Here is a 22,757-nt window from a genome sequence, read left to right as displayed (position 1 = left end):
AAATAAATCAAATAATATTCATCCCATACTTAATAACTAAACGGCTAAAAAGGGATTATATTGATGGCTGGACATTCTCAATTCAAAAACATTATGCATCGCAAAGAACGAAAAGACGCTCTCCGATCAAAAATATTTTCTAAGTTATCTCGTGAAATAACAGTATCAGCTAAATTGTCTGGACAAAATCCATTAGAAAATCCACGCCTAAGATTAGCTATTCAAAATGCTAAAAATCAATCAATGCCCAAAGAAAACATCGACCGTGCCATTAAAAAAGCCGGGAGCGACGATCTAGATAATTATACTAATATTCGATACGAAGGATATGGACCTGAAGGCGTTGCTATCATTATTGAGGCCTTAACTGATAATCGCAATCGTACAGCATCTAACATACGATCTATTTTTACTAAAGCCAATGGCTCTCTTGGGTCTACAGGATCTGCAACCCGCTTCTTTGAACAAGTCGGAGAAATTATTTACCACTCAACAATTGGAGATTATAATACAGCCATGGATGCGGCCATTGAAGCGGATGCTTCCGAAGTAATACTAGAAAATCAAGAGTACATCTTTTACTGTGATTTTCACGATATAGGATCGACTTCTAATAAATTAGAAGAAAAAATAGGTGAAGCACAGAGCATCAACGTTATATGGAAACCCTTAAATTTTATACGAATATCAAATGCAGATAAAGTAAAGTCTATCATAAAAATGATTGACAGCCTTGAAGAAGATGACGATATCCAAAGTGTTTACTCTAATCTTGAAATCGCAGATGAGGCAATGAAAAACAGCTCTTTCTAAAAAGAACCGAACAAAGAACAATCAACTATCTAATTGCAACAATCCGATACAAGAACGAATAGATCTTAATCCGCTTGAACAGATGTATGCTTAAAAAAAGAAGATCTAAATCTATTTTTTACCCGATCAATCACACCTACAAGCTAACAATTTACCATATATATCGCTAGCATTTAAATATCTGATAATACGATGCTTTTTGCGCCTATCATTCACACCTAAAATCCGACGTGAGAATAGAGAAAAATATATTTATTTATAAGATGATTAGCTACCCAGGCTCTTCTGCACTATTAATGTATTGACACAACCGTAAATATATTAGTACAATTTATTACAATTTTTTTATTGTATTAGTACATAGGAATCGAATAATGACAAAATTGAAATATATAACTATTTGACCTGCTCTAGTAATTGCTGGTGGGTTAACTTCATGCAAAAAAGCGGAAGATCCTAATAAGAAATTACTTGAGGGGGTAAAAGAAATTGTTAAGAATTCTGAGAATAATGTAATTAACGCTGCAGAAGAAAATAAAGATCCTGCAGATAAAACTACAGAAGATAAAGAAAATCCTGCAGATAAAACTACAGAAGATAAAGAAAATCCTGCAGATAAAACTACAGAAGGTAATAGTACTACCCAAACAAATACAGCAGGTGATGGTGTTAAAAATTCCTAGTAAAAGTAAATAAAAAGGTAATGCAGAAATGGGAGCTTTTATTAGCCCCTTTTTTGCACTATTTTATCGGTGTACCAGAAGAAAAGGATACAAGCTATTATCTCTTGTTCAAAAAGAGTAGAGTAAGGACAGCAAGAGGACTTTGAATAATGAAGTTCTCTTTCACTAAATAAATTACCAATAACGGATAATCCATAATCCAAAACAAAGTTGTTAAAAGTCGAACAAGAGCGTTAAAGCCATCTATCCACTTAACACCACTTTTGTGGTTGTACCCCTTAATCCTTGCTAATCTTACTGGCTTGTCAGCTTTAATACCTTCAACAGCAATTAGGCTCTTGGCATTGATTTTCGCCAATTCAATCCTCATTCTATCATGTTTTATTGATTTCTTGGACTTGACATGTTCCGTTACTGTTTCAAACACGTATGGGATAAAGCGGAGTAAAAACCTAAATTCCCTCCGGCGATATAAAGACTGTATCACGATTTAAACCACTCTTTGATAACTTGAAAGTGATACACAATAGTCACTACAGTCGTGGTAATAGCCATAATAATGGCCCAAAAATGTTTGGCAATCGCACCCACCTCTTTGGTTTTAGCTATTATGATTAGAAGATCTTAACTACCATAGTCATTAAAAGTATCGTTTATCACATCAAATGTATTCACCGTTTAAAGTCTACACGAACAAATATCCTATTAAACGCGCAAGATAATCAAAAACAGTTCATCTTTTACTTAAGCAACGGTTATCCTATAACCTGAAAATAGCCTTCGACACATAATACCATGGACTCAACGTATACAAAATTAGGTCAAAGGATAAAATTATTCCTGTAGAAGCAAAAATACATGAAGGTTTCATTCCTGGAGGAGAGGAAGGGATTCGAACCCTCGATACGTTTCCATATACACCCTTAGCAGGGGTGCGCCTTCAACCACTCGGCCACCTCTCCATCAAAAAGATATGCTAATATTTCACCGAACAATCAAGTGTTTTATTCTTTTTCTGACACAAAACAATCATCTCAATTATACGATAAAAATTTTAATAATCATCATACCAATCCTAAAGTAAATATCATGTTCTAGTATGTCAATAATACACCCTGAAGATTTTCATCAAAAGATTACAATCTAATACTTGCCCCCATAATAATTAATCCTACCCTAACACATCTTCTTTCATCTAATTACAAAAAATTGATTTTTTACCCTATTATCGGCATCAACTTATCACTTTTTAAAATTATATCCTTCCAGTAACATACATCAATATTTAATCCTTTGAAATAATCCATTGGAGGTATTCTAACAACGAGCTCATCAATTGTTCTTTTTGTCCATCTCCTTTATATATGATCTTGAGATCATGTATTTTATGTTTATACTCTTCAATTCGAGACTGAGTAAAAATATTTTTACGATGCTTTAACCATTTTTTTTTCTCTTGATTATTTAATGTATCGGGGTAATTACGAGCTTTATAGCGAAAGAATAATTCATGTAATCGCTGATCCATAAATTGAACATCTAATGTCGATAATTCTCTTGGTTTAGTGTCTAGGATACGATTCATTATTGCTCGGTCTTTATCTCCAAAAAAACCATCGTATAATTGAGCATCTACGTCTTGCGATGTTGAAAAAGGTGTGGAAAATATCGACCTGACTTTATCTCGCAGATCAGTTTGTTGCCGCAATAATTCTAAATTGTCTAAACAGCGATTATAATCAATACCCCAACGCTTAAAATGTTTTTCACTGAAATAATCCACAGAAACAAGAATCGGACATCTATTAAGATGTACTAATTTGATAGGAATAGAAACTGAACTATTTGATTTATCACGGCTTGTAAATAATTTTTTTGCCAGATTATCGCTATCATAATTCTGGAATACTCTCATATCACCACTTAAGTTACAGCTGATTAATTGATCCTTATAATTAGGGTGCCATGCTATAGGGGCAATCAAGGCAGTATTTCCCAAAAGATTTCCAAACATCCCTGAAACATGTACTAATGGAACCATGTTCTGAATGTCAACCAATTTTCTCAGAATATTTTTATCACGATGATCATACAAATACTGAAATAATTTAGGCTTTTTGCGACGTACTAATTTAGCAAGCGCAAGAGTAGCATAAACATCTGCCTCTGCATCATGTGCATTTACATATTCAATGCCATTTGCAAGCACCAAATCTTGAAGCTTAAAACTAGGAGCACCATCATTTCTACAAGGCCATTTAATACCCGCCGGAGAAAAATCATGAATGGCACGTATAACATCCAATAAATCCCATCGAGAATTTCCATTTTTCCAACTCCAACCATATGGGTCATAAAAATTACGATAGAAAATATTACGACTATATTCATCATCAAATCGAATATTGTTGTAACCCACAATACAAGTATTAGGTTCACTAAAAAATTGATGAATGCGCTGAGCAAACTCAGCTTCTAAAATACCATCACGCAATGCTTTTTGTGGCGTAATTCCCGTAATCAACACTGATTCTGGATCCACCAAATAATCATCAGTAGGTTTGCAAAAAAATGATTCTTTACTCTCTATCTTTTCCCATTGGTGATCAACGCGCACACCAGCAAACTGCGCAGGACGATCCAATGCAGGATTTTTGCCAAATGTTTCATAATCATATATTACAAAGCAGTTATTAAAAATCATAACTCCATATATATATCAATGCATCCATCATTTTTATTCAGACAGGATTATCCCACTAACACCATATGCAAGATGTTTGTTTAATGTATATCTTGAGGAAAAGTACGCATAAAACACAGGCAATATGTACCTAAAAAACAAAAAATTCTAAAAATAATATGCAATAAACGAATAATCTTTGCGGTTTAAATAACTGAAACATCGATGAGAAATTGTTGACTTACTTATTATATCTTAATTATATTTTTAAAAGAAAACCAGACAAAAGATGCGTTGCTACTGTTATATGTGCAACAGTTACTTCGTCTTCGGAAGAAAGAATGTCAAAAACTTGATCTTTGACTTCCTTCCATTTCTCATTTCGCATAATAGTGTCAACAGAACTGCTAGTAGTAATGGCTTTTGCAATCATCTCACGTCGCGCAGAATACATCCAATCCAAACCCGCCGACAATGCAAGACCCTCATAATGATCATCTACCTTAACATTATTAGCAACAGATAGTAATCTATCAACTCCTAATCCTTCCGAAATAGCTGACCACATATCTAGAACTACCAATAAACTCGTATCACAAGTTTCTGATATATCAATTAAATCCGGAACTACCATTAAAAATTGCATACGAACAATCTTGTTCGCAAGATCTACTGGGAAACCTTTGTTTGTGAGATTCATCACCCTATTATTAAAGCGTTCTGACCATTCTGCAGGTATCTTTTTCTGCAACAAACTATTCAATTGATGAAATGCCGTTACAATACGCTTGACTGCATTACCAATGTCTCCAATAAACTTTCCATTTTTGATAAGAAGACGTGTAAGATTAATAAAAATCAACCTAATCTCTTCATATATCTTATTCTGGAGCTCTCCACTAATCTGGTTATCTAACTTATCCACTTCTTTCCAAAGGGATTCTAATTCATATCCAGCATCTGCTATGATAGCGGAACGCACAACATCTTCGATGGAGGAACTGGTTTCCTTAACTAGGCTCACAACAAAACAAGAACCACCTTTATTGATAATTCCATTAGCTAGAACTGTTGCAATAATCGCTCTACGTAGCTGATGATTCATAACATCTTTAGGATACAGTTGACTCAATTGTCGCGGGAAATAACTCAACAATAAATTAGAGAAAAATGGATCATCTATGAGATTAGATTCCAATAATTGCTCCGATAATTTCAACTTAGCATACGAAAGTAAAATACCAATTTCAGGACGACTAAAAGGAATCTCATCTCGAACACGCTCTTCGAAAGACGTAACACTTGATAAATGTTCGACTTCTCTATTCAGAGACCCTTCCTTCTCCAAAAACTTCATCAACTGCGCAAAATTCCACATCATCGCCATACTTTTACGTGATTCCAACGAAATAGCTAACGATTGTAAATAGTTATTACGCAAAACAAGCTCAACTACTTCAGAAGTCATTGAGATTAACAGCTTATTACGATCCTTTAAAGTAAGCCTTCCATCACGCATAGCTGAAGCTAAGGCAATCTTTATATTTACTTCTAAATCAGAACAATTAACTCCACCTGAATTATCAATAGAATCAGAATTAATACGTCCGCCATTTAACGCATAAACAATCCGAGCTTGCTGCGTAAGCCCAAGATTAGCTCCTTCTCCTATAACCTTTGCCCGCACTTTATCAGCAGTTACACGCACAAGATTGTTCGCTTTATCCCCTATATCAGCATTATTTTCTTTAGGTGCACAAACATAAGTTCCAATACCTCCGAACCATAAAAGATCAACGGGAGCCATCAAAATTGCTGACACTATTTCAGAAGGCGTAGCTATTTTTTTCGATATCCCTATGACAGCAGCAGCTTCTGGATTCAACTGCACCGCTTTCTCTCTTCGCGAAATAATCATTCCACCCTTAGACAAGACTTTTCTATCAAAATCCTGCCAACTTGAAGACGGAGAATCAAAAAGCCTCTTACGTTCATCAAAAGTGGTTTCCAAATCTGGATCTGGGTCAATAAATATATCACTACGATCAAAGGCAGCGACAAGCTTAATATTTCTAGATAAAAGCATGCCATTTCCAAATACATCTCCTGACATATCGCCAACACCTGCCACAGTAAAAGGCATAGATTGGATATCGATATCCATCTCACGAAAATGCCTCTTTACCGTTTCCCAAGCGCCACGTGCCGTAATGCCCATTTTTTTATGATCATAACCCATTGATCCACCAGAAGCAAAAGCATCATCTAACCAAAATTTTGTTTCTTGAGCTAAGCTATTTGCCGTATCTGAAAAAGTTGCCGTTCCCTTATCTGCGGCAACAACAAAATAAGGATCGTACCCATCTATACAAACAGTATTATCTGGATTAACAATCTCTTTCCCTTCAAAGTTATCAGTTATAGACAGCAACGCACGAACATAGGTCTTATAAGCGTCACTACCTATTTTAATCACTTCATTTCTAGATCCTTCAGATGGCAATCTTTTAGGATAAAAACCCCCTTTGGCACCTACAGGAACAATGACCGCATTCTTAACTTTTTGCGCCCTCACCAACCCGAGAACTTCTGTACGATAATCTGCAGCCCTATCAGACCAGCGTAAACCACCCCGCGCTATTTTCCCATATCTTAAATGAACACCTTCAACCTCAACACCATATACAAAAATCTCCCTATGCAGTTCATCTGTCCCAATACTATTGATTTTAGAAGAATCAAATTTAAATACGAGCGGAACATCACCTTGATGTTTTTGGAAGTAATTAGTACGCAAGGTACCTAGAATTAAGTTAACATAAAGACGCAATACAGTATCATCATCTAAACTAGGAACTTTTAATAAAGCAGAATCTATCTCTTTTAAAATTTCATTAGTGGATTTCTCTCTCTCCTGCTCGGATAAAATTGGATCAAAACGATTTCGAAAAAGACTAAAAAGTAACTGACTAATTGCAGGATTTTTACTTAAAATATACGCAATCAAGTCTTGTGACCATGTAACAGCCGCCTGGCGGAGATACCGAGCATAGGAACGTAAAACACTTATCTCATATACACGTAAATCCGTCAGCATAATTAAATGATTGAAAGAATCGTTGTCGACTCTATCTTGGAAAATATATTTAAAAGCCTCTACAAGAGCATCTATACGATTTGAAAGATCAAATTGCCCAGTAGCAGCCTTTAAATCCATCTGATACAAGACTACAAGATGCTCTTCATCATTAGTCAACATCTTGATTTCAAATGTATCCTCACTTATGACCGTAAAACCTAGATTTTCAAGAAGCGGCACACGTTTTGATAACGAAAAAGGACCATTAGCATGGAAAATCCTGATCTGCACATCACCATTGTCCTTGCTTGAAAAGCATATACATAACTGCTCTTTTCCTTCAGCACAATTTTTGATATAGCATAAATTTTCTACTGCTTTTTCAGGAGAAAAGACATCTTGAAACGTCTGGGAAAAAATAAAGCGGGGAACTCCATTGCCAGCGCTTTTGTAAAATCTCTCTTCCCAACACGCAACAATAGAACGAACGCCTTCTTCAAGAGATTCTTTAGATAGATTAATCATTTCTCCAACTGAACGCCCTATCACAAAATGAATCCTTACTAATCCTTCTTCAAGAACACTAGAATAATAAGCTGATACACGACCCACATAAACTTCGGACAAGTAATTGCCAATCTTTTCACGGACGAAAGAATCATAATATTCCCGTGGTATATAAATAAGTAATGAAATAAATCGATTAAAACGATCAATTCGAGGAAGAACGCGTGTACACGGTCTATCCATAATATCAATGATTTGTTCACAGAAAGAAGCTAAAAGAATTGGATCAATTTGAAAAAACTCATCTCTTGGATAGAATTCCAACGTATTCTGCAACATACGACTTGAGTGACTGTTAGGATGAAAATTAAGTAAATTTTGAACCTTAACAATTTTCTCGCGCAATAATGGAATCTTGGAAGCTCTCTGCGAATATACTAAATGCGTGAAAAATCCAACAACATGTAATTCTCCAATAACATTTCCATTTTCGTCGAAATGTCTAATCCCGATATAGTCCATACATGCGCGACGATATATAACAGATATGATATCGGACTTAGTAATAATAACGAAATCATGCCCTTCTACAAAATGACATATTTCCGGTGTTACACGCGTATCACCTTGATCAAAACTCAAAATGGAAATATCAGGATCCCTCAAAACCCCTAATCCTAATGCAATACCATGATCTAATTTTATTTTTTCTTGTCCCGCTATAAGAGAATGATACCGCATACCCATAAATTGGAAATTATCTTCTTTTAACCAATTGAGAAAAGTCAAAGATTCAACTATATACTCCTGAGAATTATTCTTAATATTCTTTAAATCAGAAAAAGATTGTTGTATCTTATTAAGAGATGCAAGCATTGCCTGTGAGTCTTGCGAAACTAACTTGAGTTGTTCAATAATAAAAATCAGTTGTTTTTTAATCTCTTCAGCTTCTTTTACCGTAACCTGAGGACAGTGAATTTGTATTAAGCTAATTTTTTGTTGTATAATGTCAGAACTATCAGGAGAATATAACTGCCAACTGCCATCTTGATATTTTGTAAAAACTGGATGAATCGCCATCGTTAGATTGCGACGATTCGCTACTATTTCCCCTATAATAGATTGGTATAAGAAAGGAATGTCATCTACAATAACCGTAATAATGCTAGTAGACATCCCCGAAGGGGTAATACCTTCGACCCCCCTTATGTCTATACAATATGCACTAGAATTGTGCCAACCCATAAAAATATCATGGGCAATATTAGAGGTAAGAGCAAGCATTTGTGGTGTATACTTCTCAAGATCATCGATACTGGCTTTTCCAAAAATCGTGGCAGCATTGAATGCTGGCAACCCTAAAACATCTATTGCTGCATCGACTTCGTCGATGATTTTGTTTCGTTTTAACTCTCTCACAAGCACTGCAATTATCCTTTAACCATCATTTCCTATAATCAAGAAACACATCCACAATTAATATTATGAAGATTTTTCAAGCTATATAATCTTAATAAGTATATACAATATTCTTTAATTCAAACGAATCATTTTAATCATATTGATCAAAACTTAATTCACTCTCAATTTTTAATCATTTTATTTTATGGCAATATACTATTTAATAAGATAATCGTTGTCTTTATCAATATACAATATCTCGCTTGATTTTTTAGTAAAATAAAAAAAAGGATATACCATATGAGTGAATTTCCAAATATCCTAATTAAACGTCATCGTGAATTCATTGAAAATCAGTACGATAAAGAATTGTTTCAAAAACTTGCAAACCAACAAAAACCTAAAATAATGATTATCTCCTGTTGTGATTCACGTGTTGCACCTGAAACAATATTCAACGCTAAGCCAGGAGAACTGTTCGTAGTACGCAACGTTGCAAATGTTGTGCCACCTTATGAACCAGATGGACACCATCACGCAACTTCTGCTGCAATTGAGTTTGCGGTTCAAGGACTTAACGTAGAACATATAGTAATCATGGGACATGGCCGTTGCGGGGGAATACAAGCTGCCTTAAATCCAAACGACCCCCCTTTATCTAATGGAGACTTTATCGAAAAATGGATAGGCATCGTACGCCCTCTTATTAAAGAAATAGTAGCAAATAATCCTATCGAAAAACAAACTGCTCTAGAACAACTCTCAATCCGCAATTCCTTAAAAAATATACGACAATTCCCTTTTGTTAAAAAATTAGAACAAGAAAATATACTTAAAATCCACGGAGCTTGGTTTAACATTATCTCAGGAGAATTGTGGATTCTAGATCCTAAAAGCAACGAATTTATCTGCAATCCGAAATAACTAATTAGAATTTATTTCCTCATAAAAAAATACTAATGGCGAAAGTGTCTTACACCTGTAAAGACCATTGCTATATCATGTTGATCTGCGGCTGCAACAACCTCCGAATCTCGCATAGATCCCCCAGGTTGTATAATCGCAGTTACGCCTGCTTTAACTGCTTCCAGCACACCATCGGGGAAAGGATAAAATGCTTCTGAAGCAATAACCGAACCTCTCGTCACAGATTGAACACCTATTTGAGTGGAAAGATTATGAGCTTTTATTGCCGCGAAACGGGTTGCATCGACTCTACTAGTTTGCCCAGAACCAATCCCAACAGTACGTCCCTCTTTAGCGTAAACAACGGCATTGGATTTGACATGTTTTACTACCTTAAAAGCAAATTTCATGTCACTTAATTCCTGATCAGTTGGACTTCTTTTAGTGACTACATGTAATTCCTGATCACCCATCATATTATCACGTGTTTGCAAAAGAAGACCGCCGGCAACCTTCCTTAATACGACACTTCCACTATAAGGATCAAGCAAGCCAGACGTCTTTAAAAATCGCATTTTCGGTTTTTCAGAAATAACAACGCCAGCTTCCTGAGAAATTTTTGGAGCAATAATAGCCTCAGTAAAAATTTTTATTACTTCTCGTGCCACTTCTTGATCTACTTCCCGATTAAATGCAACAATGCCTCCGTATGCAGAAGTTGTATCACATGCTAATGCTTGACGATACGCTTCAACAAGCGTATCAGAAATTGCTACGCCACATGGATTCATATGCTTTACTATCACGCAAGCGGCGCAATCTTGTGAATTAAATTCTGACACAAGTTCAAATGCAGCATCAAGGTCATTGATATTATTATACGAAAGTTGCTTTCCTTGCACTAATTGCGCACCAACTATTCCACATGTTTGCTCACCAGTAGAGTATAGAGCTGCTTTCTGATGCGGGTTTTCTCCATAACGCATCTCCTGCTTTTTAACAGCTGTTATATTGAGATAATCAGGGAATACTTCATCATCTGAATTTGATAACCATTGACAAATTGCAGTATCATACGAAGCAGTCCTCGAAAAAGCTTGTTGCGCCATTTTCTTTCGAAAGCCACGCAATACCTTACCATTATTTGAATCCATTTCATCAAGAAATAACGAATAGTCCCTTGGATTCGTCAAAACGGTAACATAGTCATGATTCTTAGCCGCAGCTCTGATCATAGACGGACCACCAATATCAATATTTTCTACTATAGCACAGTAATCGTCTTTTTTATAACAAGATTCTTCAAACGGGTATAAATTAGCTACCACGAGATCAATCGCCCCCATCCCATGATCCCGCATATCCATCATATGCTGTGGATTATCACGAACTCCTAAAATACCCCCATATATTTTGGGATGCAGAGTCTTGACCCGACCACCCATTATTTCAGGAAATTTGGTAACATCAGCAACATTAACAACAGGAATATTAGCCTCTTCTAACAATTGACAAGTGCCACCTGTTGATATGATTCGAATTCCCCATGAAAGCAACCTCCTAGCAAATTCAACAATCCCCGTTTTATTGTGGACAGATATTAACGCAGTTTTGACCGAAACTTCATCAGGACAACTATCTTTTCTATGAGAACAATCCATCTCATCCCCTATTTGATATAAAAATTTTAAAAAAACCATCAATTAATTCGTATATTCATCAATACAATATCAATTTCTGGGGAAATATTTTTTCTTATTATATATATAAACCACTATTTCACAATAATCAGCAAGAAACCAATATAATTCTTTGACTGGTTATGTTAACCGTCGTAACGCCACTGCAAAAAAACCATTTATTCCTGACGGCGCACCATCAATGTCCCCCAACATATCTGGGGTGATACGAATCCATCCTTCAGCAGAAATCGCTGTTCCTAGATTTATATTTTCCAAATAATCAGTTTTTAAAGGGACAAGTTCAATCGGAATCGGAGAAGATTGAAGAACTTTTTGAATAACTTCTTCACTATCTTGTTTATCTAAAGAACAATTAGAAAAAACAACCATTTCACCAGGTTTAACAAAAGTTATCCCACGTAAAAGAAGCCTTTCCTGTAAAAGTGCTAACCTTACTATATCACTGGTATCTCTTGTCCACAATACGTCTGGATTACGTCTTATTGTACCCGTAGACGAACAAGGAGCATCTACGAGGACAGCATCAAATAATTTTTGAGGATAATAATCGAAAGCATCGGCTTCAATGATGTCGGCACATAAACACAATCTATCAAGATTATTTCGTAACTTTTCTAATCGCTTTTTTGAAATATCAAGAGCAGTTACTTTTGCTCCAGATATAATAAGCTGTGCTGTTTTTCCTCCAGGAGCAGCGCATAAATCAAGAACAGAGAGGTTATTTATTTCTCCAAATAATTGAACAGGAATTGAAGACGAAGCATCCTGTACCCACCAAACACCTTCCGCAAATCCAGGAAGGGATGAAACAGATCCCTTAAACTCCTTGAGACGTATTCCTCCAGTGGGCAACATAACAGCATTGAGCTTATGAACCCATTCTTCAATATCGCATTTTACCCTTAAATCAATGTAAGAAGGAGAAATATACGATTCAGAAATGTCCAGAGTTTTTTCCTTTCCATAGAAATTTTCTAAACGCTCTTTAAACCATAGCGGAATGCAGGATATCCCTGAAACATGTTCTAATAACTCTATTTTTTCCCTAGATATTCGCCGCAAGATGAAATTGACTAGCTTCGCAAAATAACGATTTTCTTTATCACACTTAGCTTGCTCTACCGCCAAATCGACAACAGCATAATCCGCAACATCCAAATAAAGAATTTGAGCAATCGAAAGACGCAATAATTGCTTTAAAGATTTTTTTTTCTTTGGCAAAGAAGATGAAACAACAAAGTCAATAACAGCATCAATACGAGGCAAAAAACGCAATGTTGTCATTACAATAGAGCGTACTAACATCTGATCTCTATGTGAAAGACGACGAAACGAATTATCTCCATGCGCTAAATCTAATAGATAATCCAAAGAAATACGCCTATTCATCACACAAGACAATAAATGAGACGACACCAATCGTGCATTCATTCCAGATTTCAACAATACAAGCAACCCATAAATACCACGTTTTTCTCAAGTTTTCATTGTATCAAAAACAACATTTCCCCAATACGCAAAGAACAAACAGCTAATATAAATAAACATAACTGATATACCTATCAATCTATAACATGATCAAAAAAACATATCTATTACCTTTATATTATGGTATATGATTGATCGTACGACGTATATAATTAAATTATAGATGTTATACAATGCAGTTGATACCTCACAGACCGCACATCGAAAGAACGTTTCTATGAATTCTACAAAAACAACACCTACTAAACCTCTTTCTTCTATTGCGAAACGTGCTCTAGAAGAAGCCAAACAGCGCAGATCTACCACAAACCAAAATGCAAAACTTCCAATAGAAATAGGAGGAGGAAATAGACTAGATCCTACTCGATTTGGCGATTGGGAAAAAAACGGAATATCTGTAGATTTTTAGAACTATTATCTATGAAAACAACATCCAATTCTTCCGTGATCCCAAATATTTAATCAAACAAACTAGAGACAGACCGCTCTTCGAAAGTTCGGCTGATAGCCTCTCCAAGTAAATTAGCAATACTCAGAATACGTATTTTAGAAGAAGATTCGACCAAAGCTGTAGGCTGTATGGAATTGGTAATCACCAACTCTTTCATTTTTGATGCTTCTATCCGCTTAATAGAAGAACCCGACAATACACCATGCGTAATATAAGCTGTCACACTTGAAGTTCCCTGAGCATATAAAGCATCAGCAGCACCACAAAGCGTTCCTCCAGTATCAACGATATCATCAATTAGAATACAATCTTTTCCTTTTACCTTTCCTATAATATTCATAACTTCAATCTGTCCTGGATGATCCCTTCTTTTATCAACAATAGCCAATAAACATCCCAATCTTTTAGCAAGCAAACGAGCCCTCACCACCCCTCCAACATCAGGAGAAACAACCATAAGATTTGAGATATCATTACATTTTTGAATATCACGGTTTAAAATTGGCAATGCATATAGATTATCAGCTGGAATATCAAAGAATCCTTGGACTTGTCCTGCATGCAAATCCAACGTCATAACACGATCAACGCCAGCTTTTGTAATCAAATTAGCTACTAATTTAGCAGATATAGGCGTCCGAGGACTTGGCTTGCGATCTTGACGACAGTATCCAAAATAAGGAATTACTGCTGTAATACGCTTTGCTGAAGATCGACGTATCGCATCGATCATAATAAGCAATTCCATTAAATGATCATTAGCAGGACAAGAAGTAGATTGAACTATGAAAACATCTTCTCCTCGCACATTTTCTTTAATTTCAACGAACACTTCCCTATCAGAAAAGTACGTAACAGAAGCTTGCCCCGGAGAAATATCTAAATAATCACAAATTTCCTGCGTAAGATTCCTATTAGAATTTCCTGAAAAAATTTTCATACGGGATACACCCTATTTAAATCGTGAAACGACCTCTTACAATCAATTTTCATTACATAATTGATCAAGCCTCTACCAACAGTCATATACATATTTCTCGTCCAATCAAGGAAATAGTATATAAATCGACCTAATAGTGGAAAAAATCCTGATTTCTGCAAAAAAAATTAAAAATGCACAACATATAAAAACATCTAGCTCATTTAAAAACAACAATGCTTGATTGATTCTTTAAAAAACCAAATTACGTGCTAATAAAAATTCTTAAAGACAATTGTGATTCACAAAAGGCGATAACTCTATTTCTCCACGAGACACTGCTAAAATCTTAAATAATTCTCCCATACTTTTTTTATCGGAAGGTGTGCCCACTAAACGTCTAACCGAATCTAATAGCATATCTTTTCTCGTTGCTCTCTTCATGAGAGAGAATGCTCTTTGCCAAATTCCAAGTCCATCCAAAAATCTTCCCTGGGTCATCAACCCATTTACATATAACTTATGCAGAACAGCAATAGAAGATAATCGTTGAAAATCAACATGACTACTAAGATCCGATTTGCCTGAATTTATTAACGGAGAAACATAACGATGTTCCTGCACCGCTTGCAATGTATCACCTGCACCAGAATGTAAATGACCATAATCTATAATTATCACCGTTCCGCCATCACGTGCCAACCTATTAGAAATAGACCACATCTCATGGTCTCGATATGGAGAAGTTTCAAATATCGTCCCGACACAATAATCGCTACACGAAATAAAATCTAACTCCGCTGAGTCATTCCCTACACTAAAAAAAAGAGAACCATGACAATCTATATCAATCATACGTTCACGAATGCCATTTTCTGTCATAACAAATTGTTTGATTGGTAAACTATCAAAAAATTCATTTGCCACAAGAAAAGTAAATCCTCGGGGAACATCAGCAAGACATACACACCAACTTATCTTATCTTTATAAGATGAAAGCTGTTCCTTTTGAATCAAGGTAAGGTTTTCACTATTTTCGACCATATAAACCGATAGAGCCGAAAAAAAATCAGGCCTTAATTTGCAAATAACACGCAGAATATCCACCATCATTGTGCCTTTACCTGGCCCCAGCTCTATTAATCTGACACACTTTGGAAATCCATGCTTCTCCCAAGCACAAATCAGAAATATTGCTAACATCTCCCCAAAAATCTGACTTATTTCTGGAGAAGTAACAAAGTCACCCAAAGAACCAAAAGGATTACTACATGTTTTGTAATAGCCAAACTCATGGTCCGAAAGACACAATGCAAAATATTGGTCAACAGTCATTGGACCATCTCTTTTAATGAGATTAGCTATTTTTTTAATCAATCCATCTGCCAAAGGAATCTCTCTATTTTGCTCGCAAAGATTGAAACAAAAAAACCGCCCCACCAATGAGAGGCAAGATTGATAAGACCATTCCCATTGTCATCCAGCCACCAAATAAATATCCTATTTGATAGTCTGGTTCGCGAAAAAATTCCATAAAAAACCTCATAACAGCATAGCAAATCGCAAAAGCACCAGCTGTCATTCCCGGCTTTTTGAAAGAACCACGATAAACCATCAACTGCATAATCAAGAAAATCACCAATCCCTCAGCAATCGCTTCATACAACTGACTCGGATGACGTGGCAAATCGCCCCCATGAGGGAAAATCATAGCCCACGGAACATCAGAAACTCTTCCCCATAATTCACCATTGATGAAATTAGCAATACGCCCTAAAAATATTCCGACTGGCGCAGAAGATGCTATAAGATCTAAGAAACCCAAAAAAGAAAACCGATAAATACGAGATAATACAAAAAGTGATGTAAAAATACCTATTAATCCACCATGGAAAGACATTCCTCCTTCCCAAATATAAAAGATATGTGATGGGGAATTCCAAAATAGCTGCCAGTTATAAAAAACAACATATATAATACGTCCGCCGACAATCATACTTATCGCCAACCAAAAAAAACAGCTCTCTTGGCAATCTCCGCTCTTATAAACAAGATTCTCGCTATTTTGCTTCTCTGTCCATAACGAAGGCTTATCCAATAAATATCTTATATACCAAATACTAAATAACATTCCTATTAAGTAAGCTAATCCATACCAACGAATGGAAAAGGGGCCTATTGACATTGCTATAGGATTAATATTCGGATATGTTAAAGCTGACCAGAGCATGTATTTTTCTCCCATTTATTACTCTTTACTTATTCTAAAAAATCATCCCCAAAAATACATTTTTAAACTGAAAAATCACATTTTAACATAATAAAACTGCTACCTTGTGATGAGAAGTATAATATTATATGATTTTCTTGATTATTTATTTATCGTACAGGACAATATCATGTCATTTAAATCAAACCAAATTTTCGAGCAAGCTTTTCGTTTAGCTGAATGTGCATCCGATGCAATCAAGGACATATCCAAAGAAGCAGAAACTTTCACTCAAGTAAAAATTCAAAAAACCTTAAACTCAATGGGAGTCGTGCGCGCAGAAGAAATCGAAAACATTCAGAGTGCAACATCTCATCTTCGCAAGGAGATAACATCAATTGACAAGCGATTAAAAAAAATAGAAAAACAACTTGTCAAACTTGAATTGTTGGTAAACAAAAAAGACGAAAACTAATATTTATATCGAATCAAACTAAACCGTAAAACCCTATAGCTATTGATTGCTTTCTCCGAGAATAGCACCAAACAATGAAACACATTTAAATAATCTTTATACATCGCAGAAAAAGAATACTTAATTTATTGGGAATCTATCCCTGACGCGGTTTCCATAATCTTATATTTCTAGATATTGCAAACCACAGCAATTCAACAAAATATGCAGTATATATGGTTACCATCACTCAAGCGAATTAAAATTACACACAACAGACGTAATCGTAACGTGCAAAACTAACTAATCACAAGTAAAAAATATTATCGATTCAACGAATGAATCTGGTACGGTTGAGTGGATTCGAACCACCGACCTCAGGTGCCACAAACCTGCGCTCTAACCAACTGAGCTACAACCGCATTAATCTGACAATCATCCTCTTTTAAAAAAAAGATTTGATTTTTATAACCTATACTCTCATTCCCCTAAAAAACAAGACAAACCCTTGCAATCGCAATATTAACCTTAATAATAAATTAACGTTAATGAATACAAATTTATACTTCCAGATCATAAACCAGTTCAGTATTCTTAGACAGATGTTTCGCAAGCGTCAATCCCTTGTTACAATTTAGCATACACTGGACACAAAATGTTGATAACGCAATATCCCAATAAGGACAAAATTGCACATATATACAAAAATTTGATACAAGGCAAAACTCTATTGTTATCAAAACTATGCCTTTGTACAAAATTATTGGAATATATTACGGTTTCCCACCATGGGATGGTCTATCACATCAAAAATTTGAATCAATTTCTTTATAGAATAATCTTTACAAAGCATTCCCTTTCTTGCTCACAATTTAGGGATCGAATAGAAAAAAGGGTGCTTATGTTTATAATATTTCCCATTATCACATATAAAAAACCAAATCATCTACTTGTTTTAGAAAACAAAAACACGTGTACATCTAGAAATACTTTACAAGTTTTACATATAGCAACATCATACTGTAAAAAAACATTGACAACCCTATTGCCCATTATGAAGCAAGGAAGTTACAATTTTTTTACAATATCATATTGTAAACCTCCCCCACAACAAAAAGGCATAAATGATTTTTTGGATATCTCTCTTGGGAGATAATGCTAAAAAAATCATCTGAGTGCCATTCGAACTAAAAAATTTCTAATCTACACTAGAAAGTACCAAAGGTTCAAAAAATGAGTATTGATTCTATTATATCGGATTCTAAAAATATTATAAGCAACTGTAAAGATAACACGAAAGATGATCGTGCAGTAAAAAGCTCAAAAAAAACCAACCCCTGTCATGATTCTTTAGAAAAATCAAATTTTACAAACCAAAGAAGAGACTTAGGAAATGTACTATTACATGACAATAATAAAAATCCGGGTTCAACAAACGCGTTTGTATTTGATTCAATGCCTCGTACAGTACGGTTTACATGGAAACTAGATGCCTCCGGATATATAAGAGAAATTTCAGAAGAGCTATCCAAAGCTATTGGACCTTATACTTTTAAAATGATAGGTGTGCGTTTATGTGATATTAATCATATACTTAGAATTGATCCTGATAATCATATTGTTGATCTTTTACAAAAACAAAATACTTGGTACGGCAAGAACACTATATGGCCTATAGAAGGAACAGAGCTACATGTCCCCATTGATCTCGCCGCTCTACCAATATACTCACGAGATCGAGAATTTACTGGCTTCAAAGGATTTGGGATTGTTCACGTGAATCGAGTATCAAAAGATTCACATGCATTGGGAAAAATCTTAGAGGAAAAATTATCTTCCTCCAGCGAGGTCAAAAAGGATCTTTCTTTTGTCGGACAAGAATGTTTTGACCTCTTATCTAAATCATCTTCTCAAATCCATCTTAGCAAGAAAAACAAAGTATCATTTCCTCCTCAACACTATTATGACAAAGATGATGCTTTAAAAATTACGAAATATCCTTTGTTCAAGGATGAGGAAAACCGCATCTTTAATCAAGAAAATTTCCATACTATTAATTTAAATCAGTATATAAATAAAAAACATTTCAACACACCTAAAAACAATAACCAAAAATCTGAAAATTTATTTCACTGTAACCACCCATCTTTATCTGAATATTTTGCCGAGGGAGAAAATATAGTACCGGAAACCATTGAAAAATGCCCGATCCCTTTTTGTGTATATTCATATGGCAACCTATTCTACGCGAATTCCTCTTTCCTCCTTCTCACAAAATATAAAAGCATCGCAGATATCGAAAAATCCGGAGGCTTATCTACGTTATTGAACGCTCAAAAATTATCAAAAAATAATACAGCAGGATCAGTCATGTTATGTCGGTCTGATGGAACGCGCATCGCTGTATCAGCTCATTTACACACTATTCAATGGAATGGAGAAAATTCACTTGCTATGACTTTTGTGCCCCTTGAAATAAATAATACTTTTTCAGAAAATGTATCTCATGAAGAGACAAATAACCCAAATATGCACAAAATGGAAATTGAAGCAGTGCAATTATTCTCCATCTTGGAAGCAACTTCTGATGGTGTTGCCATTATCAATGAAGATGGGCTAATTATTTCTACTAATCGCAAAATAAGCAAGTTGTTTGACTACCCTACAGAAGATATGCTCAAAAAACCATTTACAATGTTTTTCGAGAACAATACTCAAAATGTTATGCACCATTATCTTGTTGATATTTTGTCACTTAATCAAGAACAAATACTAGAAAAAACAACCATTGGTCGCACCAGGGAAGGAAACATTCTATCGATTCGCATCATAATCAAAAAACTTCCTTTCTCTAATTGCTATTCTCTCATAATACACGATATATCCGAGGAAAATGATTTGTCCCATGCTATCAAGAAAGCAAAAACAGAAAGTTTGCATAAAAGTGATTTCCTAGCACGTGTGAGCCATGAAATTCGTACTCCTCTAACTGCTATCATCGGTTTTTCTGAAGTTATCAAAAATCAAAAATTTGGACCATTGGGAAGCCCCCGTTATATAGAATATGCTAATTACATAGATAGATCAGGAAACCTTGTTCTTGACATTGTCAATGATCTCCTTGACATATCAAAAATTGAATCTGGTAAAATGAACTTGCACTTTGAATCGGTGTCTTTAAACGAAACAGTTTCTGAAATCATTTCTTTGGTACAACTATATGCGAATGAAAAACGTATTCTCATACGAACTTCTTTTTCCGACAATATTCCTCAAATATTTGCTGACCTACGTTCCGTAAAACAAATAGCGCTTAACATATTATCAAACGCGATTCGTTTTACTCCTTCAGGAGGACAAATAATCATTTCTACTACATATACAAGAAAAGAAGAGGTTGTTTTACGCGTTAGAGATACTGGGGTAGGAATGTCAAATTACGAATTAGAACAAGCTCTAGAACCTTTTGGACAAATACCTAATTCTCAACAGATACGAGGAGAAGGAACTGGTTTAGGACTACCTCTTGCTAAAGCGATGGTAGATGCTAATATGGGGAAATTTTATGTTTCTTCCATCCCCACGAAGGGAACTTTAATAGAGATTATTTTTCTTCCACATAAACTATATGACCGTAATTAAAAGATACTATTTTAGAATCCAGTAATTTCAAATGTCTTAGCCCATTAATAACGATCGTATATAGATTATTATTACCCATGGTTATTATATTTATTACGTAATAGACTAGATCATTACTATGGATCTACCATCGCTGAAATGATAGATTATTCCCATTCAATAGTTGCAGGCGGTTTGGAGGTAATATCATATACAACTCTATTAATCCCCTTCACTTCATTTACTATTCTTGTAGAAACTTGACTCAAAAACTTCATATCGTGATGATAAAAATCAGCTGTCATACCATCTATTGAGGTTACCGCTCTCAAAGAACACACATATTCATATGTACGCTCATCCCCCATAACTCCTACCGTTTGGACAGGCAGCAAAACAGTAAACGCTTGCCAAATATTATGATAAATACCCGCCTTACGAATCTCCTCAAGATAGATATCATCAGATTCACGCAAAATTTTTATCTTTTCCTTTGTAACCTCTCCAATACAACGAATAGCAAGCCCTGGCCCTGGACACGGATGACGTCCTATAAAAATATCAGGCAATCCTAACTCTTTTCCAAGAAGGCGCACCTCATCTTTAAAAAGCTCTTTTAGTGGTTCCACAAGTTGCATATTCATGCGTTCAGGCAATCCGCCTACATTATGATGTGATTTAATAACAGATGAAGGACCTCCAAAAAAAGAAATACTTTCAATAACATCTGGATATAAAGTTCCTTGTCCAAGAAATTGAACACCACCTATTTTTTTTGCCTCTTCCTCAAAAACCTCTATAAATAATTTTCCTATAATTTTCCTTTTAACTTCTGGATCAATAATATTTTTTAATTTTTTTATAAACATCTCTGAAGAATCTATAATTCTCAAAGAAAGATTCGGGTAAGCTTTGAATAAACCAGAGATATGATCTACTTCGTTTTTACGCATAAACCCATGGTCAACGAGTACACATGTAAGATTTTCTCCAATTGCTTCATAAATAAGACAAGCAGCTACAGTAGAATCAACTCCTCCTGACACAGCACAAATTACACGTCCATCCCCCACTTGTTTTTTAATACGCGATACCATATCCTTGCGATAAGAAGACATAATCCAATCATTTTTGATATCAGCAACGTGATGCACAAAATTAGCTATTAACTGAGATCCGTTTTCTGTGTGGATAACTTCTGGATGAAACTGTACAGCATAATATTTCCTTTTCTCATCTGCGATAAAAGCAAACGGCGTACTATCCGATGATGCGATTACCTCAAATCCTTTTGGCATACGCTCTACTTGATCACCATGACTCATCCAAACCTGTTGTTTAGAACCTTTCTTCCACATTCCTCTTAACAGTGAACAGTCTTTTTGTATTTCAATAAAAGCACGACCAAACTCTCGATTCTGAGAATTTTTTGTCTTTCCTCCCAGAGAGTTGCATATAATTTGTTGTCCGTAACAAATGCCCAACAAAGGAATGTTTGATTCTAAAATTTCTTGCGGAATCTGAGGACTACCGATATCCAACGATGAAGCTGGACTCCCCGATAAAATAATAGCTTGAGGCTTTTGCTCTCTGAAATAAGTAAGAGCATTTTTAAATGCTATTACTTCGCAATAAACTTTATTTTCACGTACACGTCGTGCAATCAATTGAGTGAATTGACTTCCAAAATCAATAATGAGAACTTTGCTTGTTTTTTTCTCTCGCGCATCATAGCCTTTCATTTGTTCCTGAACCCCAATACATACACCAAGTAATTTAGCTACTTAAAAGCGTAATTTAGACAAAATTAATTTCGGAAATTATTTAATATCAAGATTGA

13 protein-coding genes, 2 tRNA genes and 1 pseudogene are annotated in these 22,757 nt (G+C 35.2%); 5 read left to right on the top strand and 11 right to left on the bottom strand.

Features of this window, described 5'->3' with window-relative positions; genetic code table 11:
* The first annotated feature begins 63 nt into the window (after positions 1–63).
* Complete coding sequence (locus G293_RS03125; RefSeq protein WP_047264267.1) at positions 64–813, top strand: YebC/PmpR family DNA-binding transcriptional regulator; 750 nt, start codon at positions 64–66, stop codon at positions 811–813.
* A 724-nt stretch (positions 814–1,537) separates the two neighbouring features.
* Here the strand turns inward: G293_RS03125 and G293_RS03120 are convergent.
* The 4 genes and pseudogenes from G293_RS03120 to G293_RS03105 form a co-directional block, all read right to left on the bottom strand.
* Positions 1,538–1,983 (bottom strand): annotated as a pseudogene (locus tag G293_RS03120) (hypothetical protein).
* 387 nt (positions 1,984–2,370) lie between these two features.
* A tRNA-Ser gene (locus G293_RS03115) sits at positions 2,371–2,458 on the bottom strand.
* A 323-nt stretch (positions 2,459–2,781) separates the two neighbouring features.
* On the bottom strand, positions 2,782–4,200 hold the full coding sequence (gene sbcB / locus G293_RS03110) for an exodeoxyribonuclease I (RefSeq protein ID WP_047264266.1): 1,419 nt from the start codon (positions 4,198–4,200) through the stop codon (positions 2,782–2,784).
* A gap of 238 nt (positions 4,201–4,438) precedes the next feature.
* On the bottom strand, positions 4,439–9,190 hold the full coding sequence (locus tag G293_RS03105; RefSeq protein WP_052775025.1) for an NAD-glutamate dehydrogenase: 4,752 nt from the start codon (positions 9,188–9,190) through the stop codon (positions 4,439–4,441).
* Between the two features lie 276 nt (positions 9,191–9,466).
* Between G293_RS03105 and G293_RS03100 the strand changes: the two genes are divergently transcribed.
* Positions 9,467–10,090, top strand: coding sequence for a carbonic anhydrase (locus tag G293_RS03100; protein WP_047264265.1), 624 nt, complete (start codon positions 9,467–9,469; stop codon positions 10,088–10,090).
* Between the two features lie 32 nt (positions 10,091–10,122).
* On the opposite strand, the gene purH is transcribed toward G293_RS03100, so the two are convergent.
* Both purH and G293_RS03090 read right to left on the bottom strand, forming a co-directional pair.
* Positions 10,123–11,733 carry a bifunctional phosphoribosylaminoimidazolecarboxamide formyltransferase/IMP cyclohydrolase gene (gene purH / locus G293_RS03095; RefSeq protein WP_047264264.1) on the bottom strand — a complete coding sequence of 537 codons (1,611 nt, stop codon included), beginning with the start codon at positions 11,731–11,733 and terminating at the stop codon, positions 10,123–10,125.
* Between the two features lie 159 nt (positions 11,734–11,892).
* A complete protein-coding gene (locus G293_RS03090; RefSeq protein ID WP_244464360.1) occupies positions 11,893–13,221 on the bottom strand; it encodes an RsmB/NOP family class I SAM-dependent RNA methyltransferase in 1,329 nt (442 codons plus the stop codon).
* Between the two features lie 259 nt (positions 13,222–13,480).
* On the opposite strand from G293_RS03090, the gene G293_RS03085 reads away from it, so the two are divergent.
* Positions 13,481–13,672 carry a DUF1674 domain-containing protein gene (locus G293_RS03085; protein WP_047264262.1) on the top strand — a complete coding sequence of 64 codons (192 nt, stop codon included), beginning with the start codon at positions 13,481–13,483 and terminating at the stop codon, positions 13,670–13,672.
* A 49-nt stretch (positions 13,673–13,721) separates the two neighbouring features.
* On the opposite strand, the gene G293_RS03080 is transcribed toward G293_RS03085, so the two are convergent.
* From G293_RS03080 to lgt, 3 genes are all read right to left on the bottom strand, one after another.
* Positions 13,722–14,654 carry a ribose-phosphate pyrophosphokinase gene (locus G293_RS03080; RefSeq protein WP_047264261.1) on the bottom strand — a complete coding sequence of 311 codons (933 nt, stop codon included), beginning with the start codon at positions 14,652–14,654 and terminating at the stop codon, positions 13,722–13,724.
* A gap of 264 nt (positions 14,655–14,918) precedes the next feature.
* Positions 14,919–16,022, bottom strand: a complete 1,104-nt coding sequence (locus G293_RS03075; protein ID WP_047264260.1) for a class I SAM-dependent methyltransferase — start codon at positions 16,020–16,022, stop codon at positions 14,919–14,921.
* A gap of 10 nt (positions 16,023–16,032) precedes the next feature.
* Positions 16,033–16,863 (bottom strand): prolipoprotein diacylglyceryl transferase, encoded by an 831-nt coding sequence (gene lgt, locus G293_RS03070; protein WP_244464359.1) that lies wholly within the window; start codon positions 16,861–16,863, stop codon positions 16,033–16,035.
* A 169-nt stretch (positions 16,864–17,032) separates the two neighbouring features.
* Here lgt and G293_RS03065 point away from each other — a divergent pair, with 169 nt between their 5' ends.
* Positions 17,033–17,317 (top strand): accessory factor UbiK family protein, encoded by a 285-nt coding sequence (locus G293_RS03065; RefSeq protein ID WP_047264258.1) that lies wholly within the window; start codon positions 17,033–17,035, stop codon positions 17,315–17,317.
* Between the two features lie 324 nt (positions 17,318–17,641).
* On the opposite strand, the gene G293_RS03060 is transcribed toward G293_RS03065, so the two are convergent.
* Positions 17,642–17,718: transfer RNA gene (locus G293_RS03060), tRNA-His, on the bottom strand.
* Between the two features lie 811 nt (positions 17,719–18,529).
* On the opposite strand from G293_RS03060, the gene G293_RS03050 reads away from it, so the two are divergent.
* Positions 18,530–20,938, top strand: a complete 2,409-nt coding sequence (locus tag G293_RS03050) for a PAS domain-containing sensor histidine kinase (protein WP_047264256.1) — start codon at positions 18,530–18,532, stop codon at positions 20,936–20,938.
* Between the two features lie 146 nt (positions 20,939–21,084).
* Here the strand turns inward: G293_RS03050 and guaA are convergent, their stop codons facing one another.
* Positions 21,085–22,659 carry a glutamine-hydrolyzing GMP synthase gene (guaA, locus tag G293_RS03045; RefSeq protein ID WP_047264255.1) on the bottom strand — a complete coding sequence of 525 codons (1,575 nt, stop codon included), beginning with the start codon at positions 22,657–22,659 and terminating at the stop codon, positions 21,085–21,087.
* Positions 22,660–22,757: the final 98 nt, after the last annotated feature.

The sequence above is a fragment of the Candidatus Liberibacter africanus PTSAPSY genome (assembly GCF_001021085.1).
GTDB classification, from domain to species: domain Bacteria; phylum Pseudomonadota; class Alphaproteobacteria; order Rhizobiales; family Rhizobiaceae; genus Liberibacter; species Liberibacter africanus.
Note: the sequence above shows the minus strand (reverse complement) of the source record. Positions and strands in the feature narration are given on the sequence as shown.

What these genes read in the sequence shown, in the direction of transcription:
- G293_RS03125 (WP_047264267.1), top strand. Translation starts at nt 64, where the DNA reads ATGGCTGGACATTCTCAATTCAAAAACATTATGCATCGCAAAGAACGA.
- sbcB (WP_047264266.1), bottom strand. Translation starts at nt 4,200, where the DNA reads ATGATTTTTAATAACTGCTTTGTAATATATGATTATGAAACATTTGGC.
- G293_RS03100 (WP_047264265.1), top strand. Translation starts at nt 9,467, where the DNA reads ATGAGTGAATTTCCAAATATCCTAATTAAACGTCATCGTGAATTCATT.
- purH (WP_047264264.1), bottom strand. Translation starts at nt 11,733, where the DNA reads ATGGATTGTTCTCATAGAAAAGATAGTTGTCCTGATGAAGTTTCGGTC.
- G293_RS03085 (WP_047264262.1), top strand. Translation starts at nt 13,481, where the DNA reads ATGAATTCTACAAAAACAACACCTACTAAACCTCTTTCTTCTATTGCG.
- G293_RS03080 (WP_047264261.1), bottom strand. Translation starts at nt 14,654, where the DNA reads ATGAAAATTTTTTCAGGAAATTCTAATAGGAATCTTACGCAGGAAATT.
- lgt (WP_244464359.1), bottom strand. Translation starts at nt 16,863, where the DNA reads ATGCTCTGGTCAGCTTTAACATATCCGAATATTAATCCTATAGCAATG.
- G293_RS03065 (WP_047264258.1), top strand. Translation starts at nt 17,033, where the DNA reads ATGTCATTTAAATCAAACCAAATTTTCGAGCAAGCTTTTCGTTTAGCT.
- G293_RS03050 (WP_047264256.1), top strand. Translation starts at nt 18,530, where the DNA reads ATGAGTATTGATTCTATTATATCGGATTCTAAAAATATTATAAGCAAC.
- guaA (WP_047264255.1), bottom strand. Translation starts at nt 22,659, where the DNA reads ATGAAAGGCTATGATGCGCGAGAGAAAAAAACAAGCAAAGTTCTCATT.